This window comes from Klebsiella sp. (assembly GCF_027492335.1).
Lineage (GTDB): Bacteria > Pseudomonadota > Gammaproteobacteria > Enterobacterales > Enterobacteriaceae > Klebsiella > Klebsiella huaxiensis.
On sequence record NZ_JAPUEW010000088.1, the window covers coordinates 1 to 14,903 of the forward strand.

The 14,903-nt window shown below is 53.3% G+C and carries 16 protein-coding genes and 1 pseudogene; 8 read left to right on the top strand and 9 right to left on the bottom strand.

The window, feature by feature from the left end; genetic code table 11:
• From QVF11_RS24960 to QVF11_RS24970, 3 genes and pseudogenes are all read right to left on the bottom strand, one after another.
• A pseudogene (locus tag QVF11_RS24960) lies at positions 1–738 on the bottom strand (cell envelope biogenesis protein TolA); the annotation flags it as partial.
• Positions 735–1,139 (bottom strand): hypothetical protein, encoded by a 405-nt coding sequence (locus tag QVF11_RS24965; RefSeq protein ID WP_287860121.1) that lies wholly within the window; start codon positions 1,137–1,139, stop codon positions 735–737. The pseudogene QVF11_RS24960 and the gene QVF11_RS24965, both read right to left, overlap by 4 nt.
• A gap of 294 nt (positions 1,140–1,433) precedes the next feature.
• The gene (locus tag QVF11_RS24970) at positions 1,434–2,345 is read right to left on the bottom strand and encodes a LysR family transcriptional regulator (protein ID WP_287860187.1); all 912 of its coding nucleotides are present in this window, start codon (positions 2,343–2,345) and stop codon (positions 1,434–1,436) included.
• Positions 2,346–2,460: 115 nt separating this feature from the next.
• On the opposite strand from QVF11_RS24970, the gene speB (QVF11_RS24975) reads away from it, so the two are divergent.
• The 8 genes from speB (QVF11_RS24975) to QVF11_RS25010 all read left to right on the top strand — a co-directional run bounded on the left by speB (QVF11_RS24975) (position 2,461) and on the right by QVF11_RS25010 (position 10,253).
• Complete coding sequence (speB, locus tag QVF11_RS24975; protein WP_182234273.1) at positions 2,461–3,411, top strand: agmatinase; 951 nt, start codon at positions 2,461–2,463, stop codon at positions 3,409–3,411.
• Positions 3,412–3,421: 10 nt separating this feature from the next.
• On the top strand, positions 3,422–4,270 hold the full coding sequence (locus tag QVF11_RS24980; protein ID WP_287860126.1) for a sugar phosphate isomerase/epimerase family protein: 849 nt from the start codon (positions 3,422–3,424) through the stop codon (positions 4,268–4,270).
• 12 nt (positions 4,271–4,282) lie between these two features.
• Positions 4,283–5,359 (top strand): isopenicillin N synthase family dioxygenase, encoded by a 1,077-nt coding sequence (locus QVF11_RS24985; RefSeq protein ID WP_112216461.1) that lies wholly within the window; start codon positions 4,283–4,285, stop codon positions 5,357–5,359.
• 9 nt (positions 5,360–5,368) lie between these two features.
• Positions 5,369–6,172: an ABC transporter substrate-binding protein gene (locus QVF11_RS24990; protein ID WP_287860128.1), complete on the top strand. Its 804-nt coding sequence runs from the start codon at positions 5,369–5,371 to the stop codon at positions 6,170–6,172.
• Positions 6,173–6,196: 24 nt separating this feature from the next.
• Positions 6,197–7,717: an amino acid ABC transporter permease/ATP-binding protein gene (locus QVF11_RS24995; protein WP_112216459.1), complete on the top strand. Its 1,521-nt coding sequence runs from the start codon at positions 6,197–6,199 to the stop codon at positions 7,715–7,717.
• A complete protein-coding gene (locus QVF11_RS25000) occupies positions 7,718–8,446 on the top strand; it encodes a class II aldolase/adducin family protein (protein ID WP_112216458.1) in 729 nt (242 codons plus the stop codon). It abuts the gene before it with no gap.
• 5 nt (positions 8,447–8,451) lie between these two features.
• Positions 8,452–9,384 carry a 2-hydroxyacid dehydrogenase gene (locus QVF11_RS25005; protein ID WP_287860133.1) on the top strand — a complete coding sequence of 311 codons (933 nt, stop codon included), beginning with the start codon at positions 8,452–8,454 and terminating at the stop codon, positions 9,382–9,384.
• Between the two features lie 74 nt (positions 9,385–9,458).
• Entirely contained in the window at positions 9,459–10,253 is a 795-nt protein-coding gene (locus tag QVF11_RS25010) for an SDR family NAD(P)-dependent oxidoreductase (RefSeq protein ID WP_110277067.1), read from the top strand.
• Positions 10,254–10,274: 21 nt separating this feature from the next.
• Here QVF11_RS25010 and QVF11_RS25015 read toward each other — a convergent pair whose 3' ends face one another.
• The 6 genes from QVF11_RS25015 to speB (QVF11_RS25040) form a co-directional block, all read right to left on the bottom strand.
• Entirely contained in the window at positions 10,275–10,601 is a 327-nt protein-coding gene (locus QVF11_RS25015) for a MerR family transcriptional regulator (protein ID WP_004853397.1), read from the bottom strand.
• Between the two features lie 50 nt (positions 10,602–10,651).
• Positions 10,652–11,107 carry a PTS sugar transporter subunit IIA gene (locus QVF11_RS25020; RefSeq protein WP_112216456.1) on the bottom strand — a complete coding sequence of 152 codons (456 nt, stop codon included), beginning with the start codon at positions 11,105–11,107 and terminating at the stop codon, positions 10,652–10,654.
• A complete protein-coding gene (locus tag QVF11_RS25025; protein WP_110277064.1) occupies positions 11,104–12,471 on the bottom strand; it encodes a PTS galactitol transporter subunit IIC in 1,368 nt (455 codons plus the stop codon). Before QVF11_RS25025 ends, QVF11_RS25020 begins: the two co-directional genes overlap by 4 nt.
• Positions 12,472–12,474: 3 nt before the next feature.
• Positions 12,475–12,756: a PTS sugar transporter subunit IIB gene (locus QVF11_RS25030; RefSeq protein ID WP_009652557.1), complete on the bottom strand. Its 282-nt coding sequence runs from the start codon at positions 12,754–12,756 to the stop codon at positions 12,475–12,477.
• A gap of 228 nt (positions 12,757–12,984) precedes the next feature.
• Complete coding sequence (locus QVF11_RS25035; protein ID WP_353738536.1) at positions 12,985–13,800, bottom strand: ABC transporter substrate-binding protein; 816 nt, start codon at positions 13,798–13,800, stop codon at positions 12,985–12,987.
• 15 nt (positions 13,801–13,815) lie between these two features.
• A complete protein-coding gene (speB, locus tag QVF11_RS25040) occupies positions 13,816–14,787 on the bottom strand; it encodes an agmatinase (protein ID WP_287860144.1) in 972 nt (323 codons plus the stop codon).
• Positions 14,788–14,903: the final 116 nt, after the last annotated feature.

Below are 14,903 nucleotides of genomic sequence, written 5' to 3' on the forward strand. Positions count from 1 at the left end.
GGCGACTTTCTGCTGACTTTCACCCTGTGAATTCTGCGTTTTCAGCGCGGCAATCTGCGCCGACAGCGTGCGGGTAGTCTCATCCAGCTTTTTCTGCGCTGCATCAGCAGCCACACTCAACTCAGCATTCTTTTTCGTCAACGCGCTGATGGTATTTTTCTGTCCATTTTCACTTTGCGCATTCTGTGCTCTTAGAGCACTCTGCGTTTTTAGCGCAGCAATCTGCACCGACAGCGTGCGAGTCGTGTCATCCAACTTTTTCTGCGCGGCCTCGACAGCAGCGGTCAGCTCGGCATTCTTTTTCGTCAAAGCGTCAAGGGTGGTTTTATGGGCGCTGTCCTGTGGAGCAATCTGTGCTTTCAGCACCGCGATCTGTGCAGACAGCTCACGCGTCGTTTCATCCCGTTTTTTCTCAGCCGCTTTCGCCGCAGCGCTCAGTTCTGCATTCTGTTTCTTAAGGGCATTTATCGAAGCTTCAGTTTTATTATTCTGATTTATTTTCTTTCTGGCTGTTTCCTGCTTCAGAGGCACTTTTTTACTGCGATTATCTTTCTCTTGATTAACCGAAGTTGATTCTTCTGAGGCCGACGGATTTTTTATTTCGAGTTTCGATATACTATCAAGGAAATCTCCCCCCTCAGAATGAGCAGGGAGAACAACAAAAAGGGTAGAGAGAGCCAATACAATCGCCAGAGTGCTAAGATCGTATATATTCAGTTTCCCCTTGCGGTATGTCATCTGGCCAGCCCATTGCTAAGTTCAGATTTTCTTGCCCGGGCTTCAAACTCTTTAATTAATTTCTGGGAAATGCTATTACACTTATCGTTGATCTTATATTCAAAAAGCGGAGTAATTGTTGATTTTACGCTGGCCGACGTTTGGCCTGAAACAGAAGCATAAAACTTAGCATCGCTGATCAAACCATACAACTCGCTTGAGTCCTTCTGAAACTTACTATCTAGCTTAACCAGAGCATCCGCATCCTGGATACACTGCTGTAAAGCAGGAACCTGGGCGGGCTGTTCATTTTGGCTAACTTCCTTTTTTATTAATGCACTATCTGTTTTTTTTATATTAGCGCACCCCTGCAACAGGCCAATCGAAATGCAGATCAACATCAATAAGCTATTTCTCATCATTTTTATAATCCGTTAGATAAAATAATTCAAAAATATATCAATCGATTCCAGCAGAAAAAAATTCAATAGACAATGCTATTAGTCGAATTTAATACCAATTCGGATAAAACACACAATTTGATTATTTTTTAACCACAAAAGAGATAGGAATAATCCTGGTACAATGCGATATTTACATCCAATAACTTTCTTAAAGGCAAAGACGAAATAGCGGATTATCTTTTTTATTCCTGATATAAATCGGCAATTTCGCAAAACAAATTAGACCAGGCTCTTTCTAAAGAGCCCCATACGTTACTCACTCCACTTCGGTCTGGCCACCGTATTCTTCTTCAGGAGATTACGGAACTCCTTCAAGTAGGGTTCATTACTGCGCCCACGTTTGCATATCGCCGAGAAAGGTGATTGAAAGCCAAACTCATTGGGCAACAGCACCCGCAGGCGATTCTCTTTAATCCACGGCCAGGCATAGTGTTCAGGAAGATAACCGATATATTTTCCGGACAAAATCAGCAGCAGCTGCGCATCAACGGTCTCAACCGTAGCGCTGCCCTTACTGAACCCGCGCCGCCTGAGATCGCTGGTGTTCCAGTAGCTGCGCGTCACCAGCGGACACTGGCTAATCAGATCTTTGTCCAATTGCCTGCTGAAGAACATCGGATGCAGATCGCTGCAGTAGAGCCAGTGCTGCTCCCGGTAAAGCGGTTCGCTGATGATGTTATGCACCCGCGAGTTATAGCTACCGATGGCGAGATCGATATGGTTATTCAGTACGCCATTAAGCTGTTCCGCCGGGGTACGGATAATCAGTTTGATATGCACATGAGGAAACTTATCGCTAAAGCTGCGCAGCACCACCGGCAGCGATAGTGCGGTTTCGGTTTCGATGGAGTCGAGGGTTGAGATACAAATCGTCCCGCTGTGCTCACCCTTCAGCAGCGCCGACTGCCGCTCCAGCTCGTTTAGTTCGCTCAACACGCGGATCGCTTGCTGTAAAAAATGCTGCCCTTTCTCGGTCAGAGCAAAGCCGCCGCGCCCGCGCTGGCACAGGCTAAAACCAAGTTGTCCCTCCAGCTGCGACATCGCATTGCTGATCGCGGAAACAGAAATCCCCAGCTCCTGCTGGGCCCGGTTATAGCTCTCAAGGCGGGCCACCGCTTCAAAAATCTGTAGCTGTCGAATGTTAAGCGTCGCGTCGTTCAGCATGGCGTTTAGTTCACTAATAAATGAACTAAGTATTTGCGGTAGACGATTTAAAGTCCAGCACATCTTTCGCACTATCCCTCCTGTTGAGTTTTGTCTGTCAGATTCAGGAGCTGAAATGGATAACGTCTTTCATCAACCACAAGGTGGCAATGAAATGCCGCGCTTTGGCGGTCGCGCAACGATGATGCGCCTACCATTTATCGAAGATTTACAGGGGCTTGATGCAGCATTTGTCGGCATCCCATTGGATATTGGGACTTCCCAACGTTCCGGGACACGCTACGGGCCGCGCTATATTCGTACCGAGTCGGTCATGATTCGTCCGTACAACATGGCAACCGGCGCGGCGCCTTTTGAGTCGCTGTCGGTGGCAGATATCGGCGATGTACCGATTAACACCTACAGTCTGCTCAAATCGGTGCAGATCATCGAGGATTACTACACTGGTTTAAATAGTTTTCCGCTGATCCCCCTGACCCTGGGGGGCGACCATACCATCACCCTGCCGATTCTGCGCGCCCTGACCAAAAAGCATGGCCCGGTTGGGCTAATTCATGTCGATGCCCACACGGACACCAACGATGAAATGTTCGGTGAAAAAATCGCTCACGGTACCACCTTCCGCCGCGCCGTCGAAGAAGGCCTGCTGGACCTCAAACGTGTTGTCCAGATAGGCCAGCGCGCCCAGGGCTATGCCGCCGGTGACTTCCAGTGGGGCGTCGATCAGGGCTTTCGTCTGGTCCAGGCGGAGAAGTGCTGGCACAAATCCCTGACGCCGCTGATGGCCGAAGTTCGTCAGCAAATGGGCGATGGCCCGGTTTATCTCAGTTTTGATATCGATAGTCTTGACCCGATCTGGGCGCCAGGAACCGGCACCCCGGAAGTTGGCGGTCTGACGTCAATCCAGGCGCTGGAGATTGTCCGCGGCTGCCGTGGCCTGAACCTGATTGGCTGTGACCTCGTCGAGGTGTCGCCCCCCTACGACGTCAGCGGCAACACTTCCCAACTGGCCGCCAACCTGCTGTACGAAATGCTCTGTGTTCTCCCGGGCGTGAAATACGAATAGAGGATCAACCATGCAGCTCAACGTCTTTCGCACGCTATGGGGCGTCACCTCCCCGTGGCAGCAAACGGTTAGCGAACTCAAAAGCGTCGGCTGCTGCGGCATTGAAGCACGGGTTCCGCTCACAGTAGAAGATCAGCAGACGCTGGCCCGGCGCCTCGAAGAATCGGCACTTGAGTATATCGCCATCGTATTCAGCGGCGGCGGCGTTATCCCTGCCCAGGCCGAAACGCCAGAGCAGCACCTGGAACGGTTAAAAGAACGCTTTACGGCAGCGAAAGCGCTCAATCCGCGCTTCGTCAACCTGCTGGCCGGTAACGACCGCTGGCCGTTGGCGCAGCAGGTCGATTTTCTCGGTAAAGTTCACGAACTGGCCGCCGATTATGAGCTGACCTGCAGTTTCGAAACCCATCGCGCCACGTCGCTATATAGCCCGTGGCTGACGCTGGAAATCATTCAGCAGCTACCGCAACTGCGCTTTACCGCCGATATCAGCCACTGGATTGTGGTGAGCGAACGCCTGCTGGATGACCCCTGCGATGACTTCAGCGCGTTTATCGAACGGGTACACCATATTCAGGCTCGCGCCGGATATGACCAGGGCCCGCAGGTACCGCATCCGGCAGCACCGGAGTATCAGGCAGCCCTGCAGTTCCAACAGCGTTTCTGGCAGCAAATCTGGCAGTCACAGCGCCAGCGCGGCTACCAGCAAACCACGCTCACGCCGGAATTTGGCCCCGATGGCTACCTGCACCACCTGCCGTTTACCAACGTTCCAGTGGCCAACTTATGGTCGCTGAACGCCTGGATGGCGCAGCATGAACAGCAGCATTTTGTTGAATTTACTTCGCTCACTCAATAAGGAACGGTAGAAATGACCGCCGCAAAAAGTTCTTTCACTGAATTACCGACTATCGATATCAGCGACCTGACCTGCGACGATCTCGCTAAGCGCCAGGCGGTGGCCGACACTATCGGCCAGGCCGCCCGCGAGGTTGGTTTTTTCTACATTACCGGCCACGGTATTGCGCCAGAACTGATCGCCGGGATCCGCGACGCTGCAAAACAGATTTTCGCTCTGCCTATGGAGCGCAAGATGGCGTACTACATCGGTCAGTCGAAAAGTCATAAAGGCTACGTCCCCGAGGGGGAAGAGATCTACGGCTCCGGCAAGCCCGATCATAAAGAAGCATTCGATATCGGCTTTCAGGCCGCTGACGATCACCCTTTCGTTATCGCCAAAACGCCGTTGATTGGCGCCAACGAATGGCCGGATATCCCGGAGTTTAAATCCCGGGTGCTGGCTTACTATGAAGCGGTGTTCGCCCTTGGACATCGCCTGTTTGACGCCTTCGCTCTCGCCCTTGGCCTGCCGGAAGGCTATTTCCAGTCGATGGTCACCTGCCCGCCCTCGAAGCTGCGCCTGATCCACTACCCCTTTGACGCCAGCGCCGAAGATGTTCCCGGTATTGGTGCACATACCGACTACGAGTGCTTCACCCTGCTGCTCGCCGACCAACCTGGCCTTGAAGTGCTTAATGAAGATAGTGACTGGATCGATGCTCCACCGCTGAAGAACGCGACCGGAGAAGAAGCTTTCGTGATTAATATCGGCGACATGCTGGAAGTCCTGAGCGCTGGCACATTTGTTGCAACAGCACACCGCGTACGCAAGGTGCCGCAGGAACGCTACTCGTTCCCGCTGTTTTTCGCCTGCGACTACCATACGCTGATCCGCCCGCTGCCGGGTTTCCTTGAGGCAGGTGAAGCCAGTGAGTATCAAGAACTGAGCATTGGTGAGCATATGTGGAGCCAGGCGTTGCAGACCTATCGCTACCTGCGCGAAAAAGTCACCCGAGGCGAGCTCCAGCTCCCCGAACGCGCACGCGGCACCAACACCTTTGGTCATCTGAAAAAACAAGCACAGCAAAAATCCGTTAATAACCCGTGAGGATAACTGATGAAAAAAACGCTAAAAAAAATCTCGCGCCGTGTGGCTTTATCCATCGCCGTCACCGCTTGTTTTTCACCGTTAACCCAGGCCGCAGAGCTGCTGACCGATGGCGTATTCAAAGTCGGGATGGAGGTGACCTATCCACCTTTTGAGTCTTACGACAGCAATAACAACATCGTGGGGATCGACCCGGAATTTGCGGCGCTGATCGCCGAACAGCTGAAAGCCAAACCGCAGCTTATTGACACGAAGTTCACCAGCCTGATTTTAGGCATTGGTAAAAAATACGATGCGGTGATTTCCGGCATGTACGTGACTCCTGAGCGGCAGAAACAGGCGGATGCCATCCCTTACGCATTATCCGGCGCGTCAATTATTGCGCTGAAAAACAGCCCCATTCAGCCAAAAACAGAAGATGAATTATGCGGCGTGAAGGTTGGTCTGCAGGCGGGTACCGCCTGGGTTTCCAGTCTGAAAACCCACTCCGACGAGTATTGTCTGAAAAACGGCAAACCGGCGATTAGCATTCAGGAATTCCCGACGGCACCAGAAGCCTCACAAGCACTGATGTCGAAAAACATCAATGCCCAGTTAGAAATCGCCCCGGCGGCGCAAATTATCGTTGAGAAAAGCCGCGGTCGCCTGGCAATCAGCTCCAGCCGTCTGGTTTATCCGTTACCGCTGGGTATTTACGTCGCCAAAGGCAACACCGAACTGGCCGAGGCCATTAAATCAACGTTAGCCACCCTTAAAGCCAACGGCAAATATGACGCCATCATCAAGAAATACAACTTAGAAAGCATCAATTAATACAATAAAGAAACAGGAGTCGGTATGGAGTTCGATTGGGGATACTTTTTCTCATTATTTAGCGTTGGGGCATTCTGGCAAGCGTGCGTAACCGTTGTTGTCGTCAGTTCATTGTCCTGGTTTATTGGCCTGATATTAGGTTTTCTTTTAGCCTGCGCCAAACTCTCCGGCCCGCGCTGGCTAAAGGTTCCCGTCGAACTCTATATTTGGTTTTTCCGCAGCGTACCGCTGATGGTATTACTGGTCTTTGTCTATAACTTACCGCAGCTATTTCCGGCCACCCAACCGCTGCTCGGCATTCCGTTTATTGCCGGACTGGTGTCGATGACGGTAACCGAAGCGGCCTATATGGCGGAGATCCATCGCGGCGGCCTGCTTTCCGTCGCCAAAGGGCAAAGCGAAGCCGGGCACGCATTAAGCTTTAGCTTTATCGGTATTCAGCGCTTAATTATTATCCCGCAGGCGTTTCGCATTTCGCTGCCTACGCTGATAAACGAATATATCACCATCATTAAACTCAGCTCGATTCTGTCGGTCATTTCACTGCCGGAGCTGCTGTTGACGGGCCAGCGCCTGTACGCGCAGAACTTCCTCGTCATGGAGACGCTGCTGGCGGTCGCCGTCTATTACGTCATGGTGGTCACGGTCTTTACCTGGCTGTTCCGGGCGCTGGAAAACCTGCTGGATATCCAGCGCAAGCGCCCACAGACGCTCAATGACAACGAATGCGAAACCCTGCGCCAGAATCTGACACCGCCGGTGCAGGCGCAAAAATCGCAGCCCACCAGCGGCAACCCACCGGCCCTGGATTTACGCGCCATCGAAAAATCCTGGGGCCAGCACCACGTGCTAAAAGGCATCGATCTGAAGGTCGAAAACGGCGAGGTGATCAGCATCATCGGCCCATCCGGGTCCGGCAAAACGACCCTGATTCGCACCATTAATGCCCTTGAAAGCATCGATGCCGGAGAAATCATTCTTTACGGCGAGGATTATCTGAAAGGCGCATCCATTGTTGATAAACAGCAAATGCGCGCGGGCGTGCGCCGCATCGGCATGGTGTTCCAGGGCTTCAACCTGTTTCCCCATCGTACGGTGCTCGATAACGTAATGCTCGCCCCGCTCTATCACAAGCTGCTCGACCGCCCTGTAGCCCGGGAGCAGGCGCTGTGGCTACTGGACCGCGTCGGTCTGCTGGCTCACGCCGAAAAATACCCGTACCAGCTCTCCGGCGGCCAGCAACAGCGCGTGGCCATCGCCCGCGCTCTGGCGCTTAAACCGGACATTATGCTGTTTGATGAACCCACATCAGCGCTGGATCCTGAACTGGTTGGCGAAGTGCTGAAAGTCATTCAGTCCCTGGCCCGTGAAGGGATGACGATGATTATCGTGACTCACGAGATGGACTTTGCCTTATCGATTTCTGACCGGGTAGTGATGATGGAAAACGGCGTGGTGCAAAGCGATATGCCACCGCAGCGCATTCGCAACGATGTCGCCGATCCGTCCCTGACCCGCATTCGTGAATTTATGGGAGTGCAATAAATGGCAACTGAACTGGAGCTACGCCAGCAGCTGGCCGCCGCCTATCGTCTGGCGGCGCTATTCGGCTGGGAAGACACGCTGTATACCCACTTCTCCGTGCGCCTGCCCGGCGACGGCGAGCCGCGTTTTTTGATTAACCCCTTCGGTATGATGTTTGATGAAGTGACCGCCAGCAACTTAATCGTGGTCGATATGCAGGGCAAGGTTGTCGAAGGTAGCGCTCCGGCAAACTCGGCAGGCTTTACCATTCACAGCGCGGTACATATGGCTCGCGAAGATGCCCACTGTGTGATCCACACCCATACCCTGCCGGGAATGGCGGTCGCCGCCTGTGAAGATGGGCTGCTGCAGCTTAACCAGATCAGCACCGAGTTTTATCGGCGCGTCGGCTACCACCCGTATGAAGGCGTAGCATTCGATCTCGATGAACGCGTACGGATCCAGCAGTCGCTCGGCACTAACATCGCCATGATCCTGCAAAGCCACGGCCTGCTGTCGGTCGGTCGGACCGTCGCCGATGCGTTTTACATCATGTATTACCTCAACCGTGCCTGTGAGATCCAGATGGCCACCGCGCAGCTGGCGCCGCTCAGCCCCATTCATACGATCCCTGAGCATTTAAGCCAGCACGCCTGTGAGCAGCTCATGGGGGTTGAACATGAACGCCAGCTGGTGTGGCAGGCGTGGCTACGCCGCCTCGATCGTCTTGATACTTCATATAAAAGCTAATGCCTATGACTCAGTTAACCATCGTCGTGGATTGTAATGATCCTCAGTACGCCCAGGAAATTTGCGCCGCGTTCGCGCTGTTTCCGGAAGTAAAAGCGGTTCTGCCAGAGGACCCCGCCGCCCGCGAGGCGCAATATGCCAGCTGCTGGTTTCCTGACCCACAACTGCTGGCCCGCTCGCCTGAGCTGAAACTGATCCAGGCCGCGTCTGCTGGCGTCGACCATTTACCCGCCAGCGTTTTTGCCAGCAACGTTCCGCTCTGCCGGGTGGTTGACGAGGATTTTCGCTACGGCATGTTTGAATACGCTCTGTGGGGCGTGCTGTGGTTCCAGCGCAGTTTTGACCGGGCGCTGGCCCACCAGCGCGAAAGAACGTGGAAGATTTATCCGCAGCGAGCGGCGGCTGATTATCACGTTGGCGTCATGGGCCTCGGCGAAATTGGCGGCTATATCGCCGCGCAGCTTGCCGGATTGGGGTATAAGGTTTCCGGTTGGGCGCGGAGCGAAAAATCCCTTGCAGGCGTGCGTTGTTATCACGGAGATGCTCAGGCTGGCGAATTTCTTGGCCAACTGGATGCGCTGATCAACGTCCTGCCGTTAACGGAGCAGACGCGAGGCATCCTTGCCCACCCTTTACTGGAGCAACTACCTGACGGTGCAGCGCTGATTAACTGCGGACGCGGCGAGCATATGGTGAATCAGGACGTGCTTGAAGCACTGGAGAACGGCAAGTTGTCCGGTGCGGTGCTGGACGTGTTCCCTGTAGAACCCTTGCCGCAGGACGACCCGCTATGGCAGCATCCGCAGGTGCTTATCACGCCGCATATGGCCTCTATCGCGCAGACGGAGGTGATTGCTCGCCAGCTACTGGACAACATTCAGCGCCTGCACCAGGCGCTGCCGCTGAAAAATCTTGTTAACAAACAGAGCGGTTATTAATCCCGAAAACGTCAATAGCCTCATATCCGCTGCTACGCTTAATGGTCTGTCCGACAAAAAATAAGGCTATCAGCATGAATATTGATTTATCGGGGAAAGTCGCACTGGTCACCGCCTCTACCGGCGGTATTGGTTTCGCCATCGCCACAGGTCTGGCGGCCAGCGGCGCGGAAGTGATAATTAATGGTCGCAGCGAGCGTAGCGTGAGCGCGGCCATCGCCCGTTTACAGAATGAGGTTCCCGACGCGAAACTACGCCCGGCGATTGCCGATCTCAGCAGCGCTGAAGGCGTCAATCAGCTGGTGCAGGCTGTTAATGGAGTCGACATTCTGGTCAATAACGCCGGTATTTACGGCCCGCAGGATTTCTATGCAACCGATGATGCGACCTGGGAAAACTACTGGCAGACCAACGTGATGTCAGGGGTACGTCTTTCTCGCGCCCTGCTACCGGCGATGGTGCAGAAAGGCTGGGGCCGGGTAGTGTTTATCTCTTCGGAATCGGCGCGTAATATTCCGGCGGATATGATTCATTACGGCGTGACAAAAACCGCTCAGCTGTCGCTGGCCCGCGGGCTGGCGAAGTTTGTCGCCGGTAGCGGCGTCACCGTCAACAGCGTGCTGCCGGGGCCAACTATCTCTGATGGCTTTGCTGAGATGATGAAAGATGAAGTCGCGAAAACCGGGAAATCGCTGGAGCAGCTGGCAAAAGAGTTCGTGATGGCGAACCGTCCAGGCTCGGTAATTCAACGTGCGGCCACGGTGGAAGAAGTCGCCAATATGGTGGTTTACGTCTGCTCGACTCAGGCTTCAGCAACGTCAGGCGCGGCGCTACGCGTGGATGGCGGCGTGGTGGATGATATCGTCTGATAAGCAGCGCCCGGCCGCTGGTTAGCGGTCGGGCGTTTTAGATGGCTCTTTAACGCTGGTCATTTCGTACTTGCCTTCCGGATCCATGGCGTTCACCGCTTTTTGCAGCTCCGCCAGAGCAAACTTAAGCGAAGCGACCTCTTCACGCAGCGCCTGCACTTCTTGCTCCTGAGTCACCGCACGGTTGGTTTTCGGAAAAGCTTCGAAGACATCTTCTTCGAGGAACATACGAACCTGACGATTATCTACATTCACCAACTGATATTTCAGCCGGCCACTGTTGATTGCGTTATAGATAGTTTTACGACTGACCATCGCTAACTCTATGACGTCGCTGATTCGTAACATCTTGTCCCTCGTCGGTTGCGGCTTCACCGTATTGAGCTCATCATTTCATCTTACTGCGTGACGACGGCATCGGTGAACACTTTTGCAATCTCCTCTGGCGTCATTTTCACGATATCGTTAACTCGATCGCGATCGGCCAATAATGCGAACAAGGATTGAATAATTGCCACTTTTTCGCAAGTTTTATCAATCGCCATCATCACGACTATCTGCGGGACAACGCTCTCTTCAGGCTCGTCGGTACGCTGAAATTCAACCCCCGCCAGGTTAATGCCGATTGCAAAACCGGTCTGGTTAACATGCTCAAACTCGGTATGCGGAATGGCGACGCTATGGGTCTCCATAAATATCCCGGTGGGATAGACTTTTTCCCGTTCAAGTACCCCATCGGCAAAACTTGGTTTAACCAGTCCGTCGGCCTGCAGGCTATCTGCCAGTCGGGTTAACAAAACCGTCCGACTCACGTTCCCGGTAAACTTCACCACCCGCTGTGCGCTAAACATCATTTTCCGGCCTCCACGCTCACTTCTGCTGCCGCTTGCTCATTCTCCTGCGCCAGCTTACGGCGGTTCCACAACACCAGCACGATGGTGCACAGCGTCAGGATACCCACACCGATCTCTTTGAGGTGGAAGCTCTGGATAATCGCCCACGGCAGCATCGCCCCGGCATAATCCACGCTGCTAATACTGGTGGTCCCCTGCGGCAGCGAGAAGCCGGTGCTCACCGCGGTGCTGGTGACAATCGGCGCCAGGCTGGTACCAATCAACAGCGCCAGACTTAAGGTTAACAGCCCGGTCAGTAGCGTACGGAACATATCACCGCGACAAACTGCCGTCACCAGCACGAAGGCGAACGGTAATCCGGTAAGGGACGCGAACGGCAGGAACTGGTTGCCCGGAATAATCGCCGCCAGTACCAGCATCACCGGGATCATCAGCATCGATACGGACAGCGTCACCGGGTGCCCAACGCTCACGGCTGAATCCAGGCCGATAGCGATTTTACCGAATGAACCGGCACGTGACTGAGCTATCTCCTGAATACGTTCGCTAATCGGATAGACCCCTTCCATCAGCATTTTCGCCATCCGCGGAATAATGGTCATGACCGCCGCCATGGTAATTGCGGTTTGCAGAATAGCTTTCACTTCGATACCCGCGATAATACCCAACAGTGCGCCGATAATTGCCCCCAGAGAGGCCGGATCGCCGAGAATAGATAATCTTTTCTGGATAACTTCGGTATCAATTTTGATATCGCGAATAACCGGGATGCGGTCAACAATGGCATTCACCAACCACGCGGCCGGGACAAATGATGCGGAAAAACCGTGCGGTACCGAAATAGAAGGCAGATTCAGGTATTTCTCGACATCACCACTGGTACGGTCAGCGATCACCATCGTAATTATACAGTTGATACCGGCAGCAAATATCCCCAGCCACAGGCTGTCGGTAATAATCGTCACCAGAGAACCGGTAAAAGCATGATGCCACAGGTTCCAGATATCCACGTTCAGTACCCGCGTGGTTTTGGTGTACAACATCAGAACGTTAATCGCGACGCACACCGGAATCACCAGCGCGCCGACCCGGGTCCCCATCGCTACCGCTGCGGCGGCAGGCCAGCCCACGTCCAGTACGTTGAGATTCAGACCAAAACGCTCCACCAGCGCATGGCTCACCGGGGTCAGGGAATCGATCATCAGATTAACGGTAATGCTTAAGCCGATAAAACCAATACCAACCATTAAACCGGCTTTTAATGCTTTGCTCAGCGACAGGCGTAATATCAAACCGAGGAGCATAAATATTAGCGGCATCATGACCGATGCCCCTAAACCTACAATGTAATCAACAATAAACATGGCTTAACCCTCGGCGAGAATTAATTCTTTGACGCTGCTGAAAACTTTATCAGTACCCATACCGGTTAATAGCGGTAGAGCGTTAACAACGGGAATAGAAAGCGCAACCGGTGAAGTGGAAACAATAAAATCTACATCGTCGCGGGTTTTGGCTTCAGCCACGGTTCCCTGGGAAATACGCACTTTATCGAGAATATTCTCTTTTTTCAGGAAGTCCTGGAGCTTATTTAACGCAACGGTACTGGTCGCAACACCGGCGCCGCAGCAAATCATCATGTGTTTCATGAGCAATCCTCTCTGTTTTGGTGAGAGGAATTAAAGCATGCAGAGAAGATATGAATTGTGATCAGTGTGTAATTTTACACACTGAGTACACAATGAATTGTAGGGTAAAAAGTAAGACATTGATAAGTAGTGATTTTAAATCATACCAAACGGTTTAATCACGCTAAAAATGTGATAAGCATCTCATTACAGTGTCCGTTCATCTGTATATTTTAGATTTTTTACACACTACTGCACCGTGTCATCGGTGATGCCGTATACCGCATATTTTTTCAGCAAGGCGCTGTACTCACCATTTTCACGCAGGGTTTTCAGTGCGGAGGTCAACTGTTGCGTCAGCGCCTGGTTGCCCTTCTTGATGTAAATACCCAGCGTTTGCGGATATATCGTCTGCGGAGAACTGACCTTCAGTCGCCCTTTGCTGCGTTGGGTGAACAGGCTTACCACACCCGCAATATCTACCTGAGCCTGAATATTGCCGGAGAGCAGTGCCTGCAGCGTCTCCGGCGCGGTCGGGAACTCTTTAATCTCAATCGCCCCTTTACCCTGCGCCTGGCAATAGCTCGCCGAAAGCTCATGCAGCTTTTTCACCCACGATGTACCCTGCTGTAGCCCAATGGTTAAACCACAAAGTTCGTTTTCCGTTTGCGGCGCAACTTTGCTATCGCTGCGCACCATAATATAGGCCCCCGTTTTAGCATAAGGGATCGCATCCGCCTGCTGGGTACGCTCCGCAGTGATATAGAGCGCGGAGATGACCGCATCCTGACGTCCCCCGCTCAGGCCGAGGATCAGGCTGCTAAATTTGGTATCCACCAACTGTAGCGTCAGGCCCGCTTTTTGGCTTAATAACGCCGCCAGTTCAGCATCAAAACCGACGATTTTGTCATCCTGCCAGGATTCAAAAGGTGGGTAAGCGACTTCCATCGCTATTTTCAGTTTTCCCGGCGACAGAGTCGCATCCGCCGCATTAGCCGCCGTAACAAGTCCTGATGCCAGAACCAACGCAGTGGCGAGATAGCGCAATGAGAGATTTCTTTTCATCATAATTCTCCGCTGTTATTGAGAAATACGCCGATGATGGGCATCGGCAAGCTGGCACAGAAGTTCAAACATCATGGTCGCGCCGGTCAGACTAGTGAGATTGCCCTGGTCAAAGGGCGGCGAGACTTCCACCACGTCGGCACCAATCAGATTCAATCCAGCAAGCTGACGAACGCAGCGCTGAGCCTGCAACGTAGTCATACCGCCAATTTCCGGCGTTCCGGTACCGGGCGCATAGACCGGATCCAGCACATCGATATCGAAGCTGATATAGGTAGGCTGCTCGCCAACAATCTCACGCGCCCTCTGCATCACCTTGTCGATACCCAACTCGTCCACCTGCTCCATACGGATGATGGTGATACCGTTCTCCTCCGCCCAGCGGTGCTCATCGGCGGAAAACAGTGCTCCGCGGATGCCGATTTGCACCGTGCGTTGCGGGTCGAGAACGCCTTCTTCTACCGCACGACGAAACGGAGTACCGTGGGTAAAGCGCTCGCCGCCGAAATAGCTGTCGTTAGTATCCGAGTGGGCATCAAAATGGATCATCCCCAACGCCTTATCCCGTCCGAGCGCCCGTAAAATCGGCAGCGTAGTGAGATGATCGCCGCCAGCCGTTAGAGGCATCACCTGCAGCTCATCAAGGGCGCGATACCATGCTTCAATGCGCGCCAGGCTATCCTGCATATCTACCGGATTGATACGCACATCCCCCAGATCGCCAACGCGGGCGTAATCATAGGGAGAACGGCGGGTGGTCTGGTGGACCCGACGCACCAGGCTTGAGGCATTGCGTAGCTCGCGTGGCCCGTGGCGAGTCCCCGCGCGGTTGGTGGTTCCGCCATCCCACGGCACGCCCACCACGCCGATATCCAGATCGGCGGCCTGTGGCGCAAAAGGCAGGCGAAAAAAAGTGGGTAACCCGCTAAAACGCGGAATTTCGCCATCCTGCGGCTGCGGGTATTCATGTTCAATTAAGGATGTCATTGCTGTGTCTCCAGGGCTTTTCGAGGCGATGAAGACATACTGCTGAACGCGGATGAGAGAAAAAATAGTCAAAAGCAAAAAATTAGTTTAGAAAAACAAAAACAAACCCCGGGGCT

What these genes read in the sequence shown, in the direction of transcription:
- QVF11_RS24965 (WP_287860121.1), bottom strand. Translation starts at nt 1,139, where the DNA reads ATGATGAGAAATAGCTTATTGATGTTGATCTGCATTTCGATTGGCCTG.
- QVF11_RS24970 (WP_287860187.1), bottom strand. Translation starts at nt 2,345, where the DNA reads ATGCTGAACGACGCGACGCTTAACATTCGACAGCTACAGATTTTTGAA.
- speB (WP_182234273.1), top strand. Translation starts at nt 2,461, where the DNA reads ATGGATAACGTCTTTCATCAACCACAAGGTGGCAATGAAATGCCGCGC.
- QVF11_RS24980 (WP_287860126.1), top strand. Translation starts at nt 3,422, where the DNA reads ATGCAGCTCAACGTCTTTCGCACGCTATGGGGCGTCACCTCCCCGTGG.
- QVF11_RS24985 (WP_112216461.1), top strand. Translation starts at nt 4,283, where the DNA reads ATGACCGCCGCAAAAAGTTCTTTCACTGAATTACCGACTATCGATATC.
- QVF11_RS24990 (WP_287860128.1), top strand. Translation starts at nt 5,369, where the DNA reads ATGAAAAAAACGCTAAAAAAAATCTCGCGCCGTGTGGCTTTATCCATC.
- QVF11_RS24995 (WP_112216459.1), top strand. Translation starts at nt 6,197, where the DNA reads ATGGAGTTCGATTGGGGATACTTTTTCTCATTATTTAGCGTTGGGGCA.
- QVF11_RS25000 (WP_112216458.1), top strand. Translation starts at nt 7,718, where the DNA reads ATGGCAACTGAACTGGAGCTACGCCAGCAGCTGGCCGCCGCCTATCGT.
- QVF11_RS25005 (WP_287860133.1), top strand. Translation starts at nt 8,452, where the DNA reads ATGACTCAGTTAACCATCGTCGTGGATTGTAATGATCCTCAGTACGCC.
- QVF11_RS25010 (WP_110277067.1), top strand. Translation starts at nt 9,459, where the DNA reads ATGAATATTGATTTATCGGGGAAAGTCGCACTGGTCACCGCCTCTACC.
- QVF11_RS25015 (WP_004853397.1), bottom strand. Translation starts at nt 10,601, where the DNA reads ATGTTACGAATCAGCGACGTCATAGAGTTAGCGATGGTCAGTCGTAAA.
- QVF11_RS25020 (WP_112216456.1), bottom strand. Translation starts at nt 11,107, where the DNA reads ATGATGTTTAGCGCACAGCGGGTGGTGAAGTTTACCGGGAACGTGAGT.
- QVF11_RS25025 (WP_110277064.1), bottom strand. Translation starts at nt 12,471, where the DNA reads ATGTTTATTGTTGATTACATTGTAGGTTTAGGGGCATCGGTCATGATG.
- QVF11_RS25030 (WP_009652557.1), bottom strand. Translation starts at nt 12,756, where the DNA reads ATGAAACACATGATGATTTGCTGCGGCGCCGGTGTTGCGACCAGTACC.
- QVF11_RS25035 (WP_353738536.1), bottom strand. Translation starts at nt 13,800, where the DNA reads ATGAAAAGAAATCTCTCATTGCGCTATCTCGCCACTGCGTTGGTTCTG.
- speB (WP_287860144.1), bottom strand. Translation starts at nt 14,787, where the DNA reads ATGACATCCTTAATTGAACATGAATACCCGCAGCCGCAGGATGGCGAA.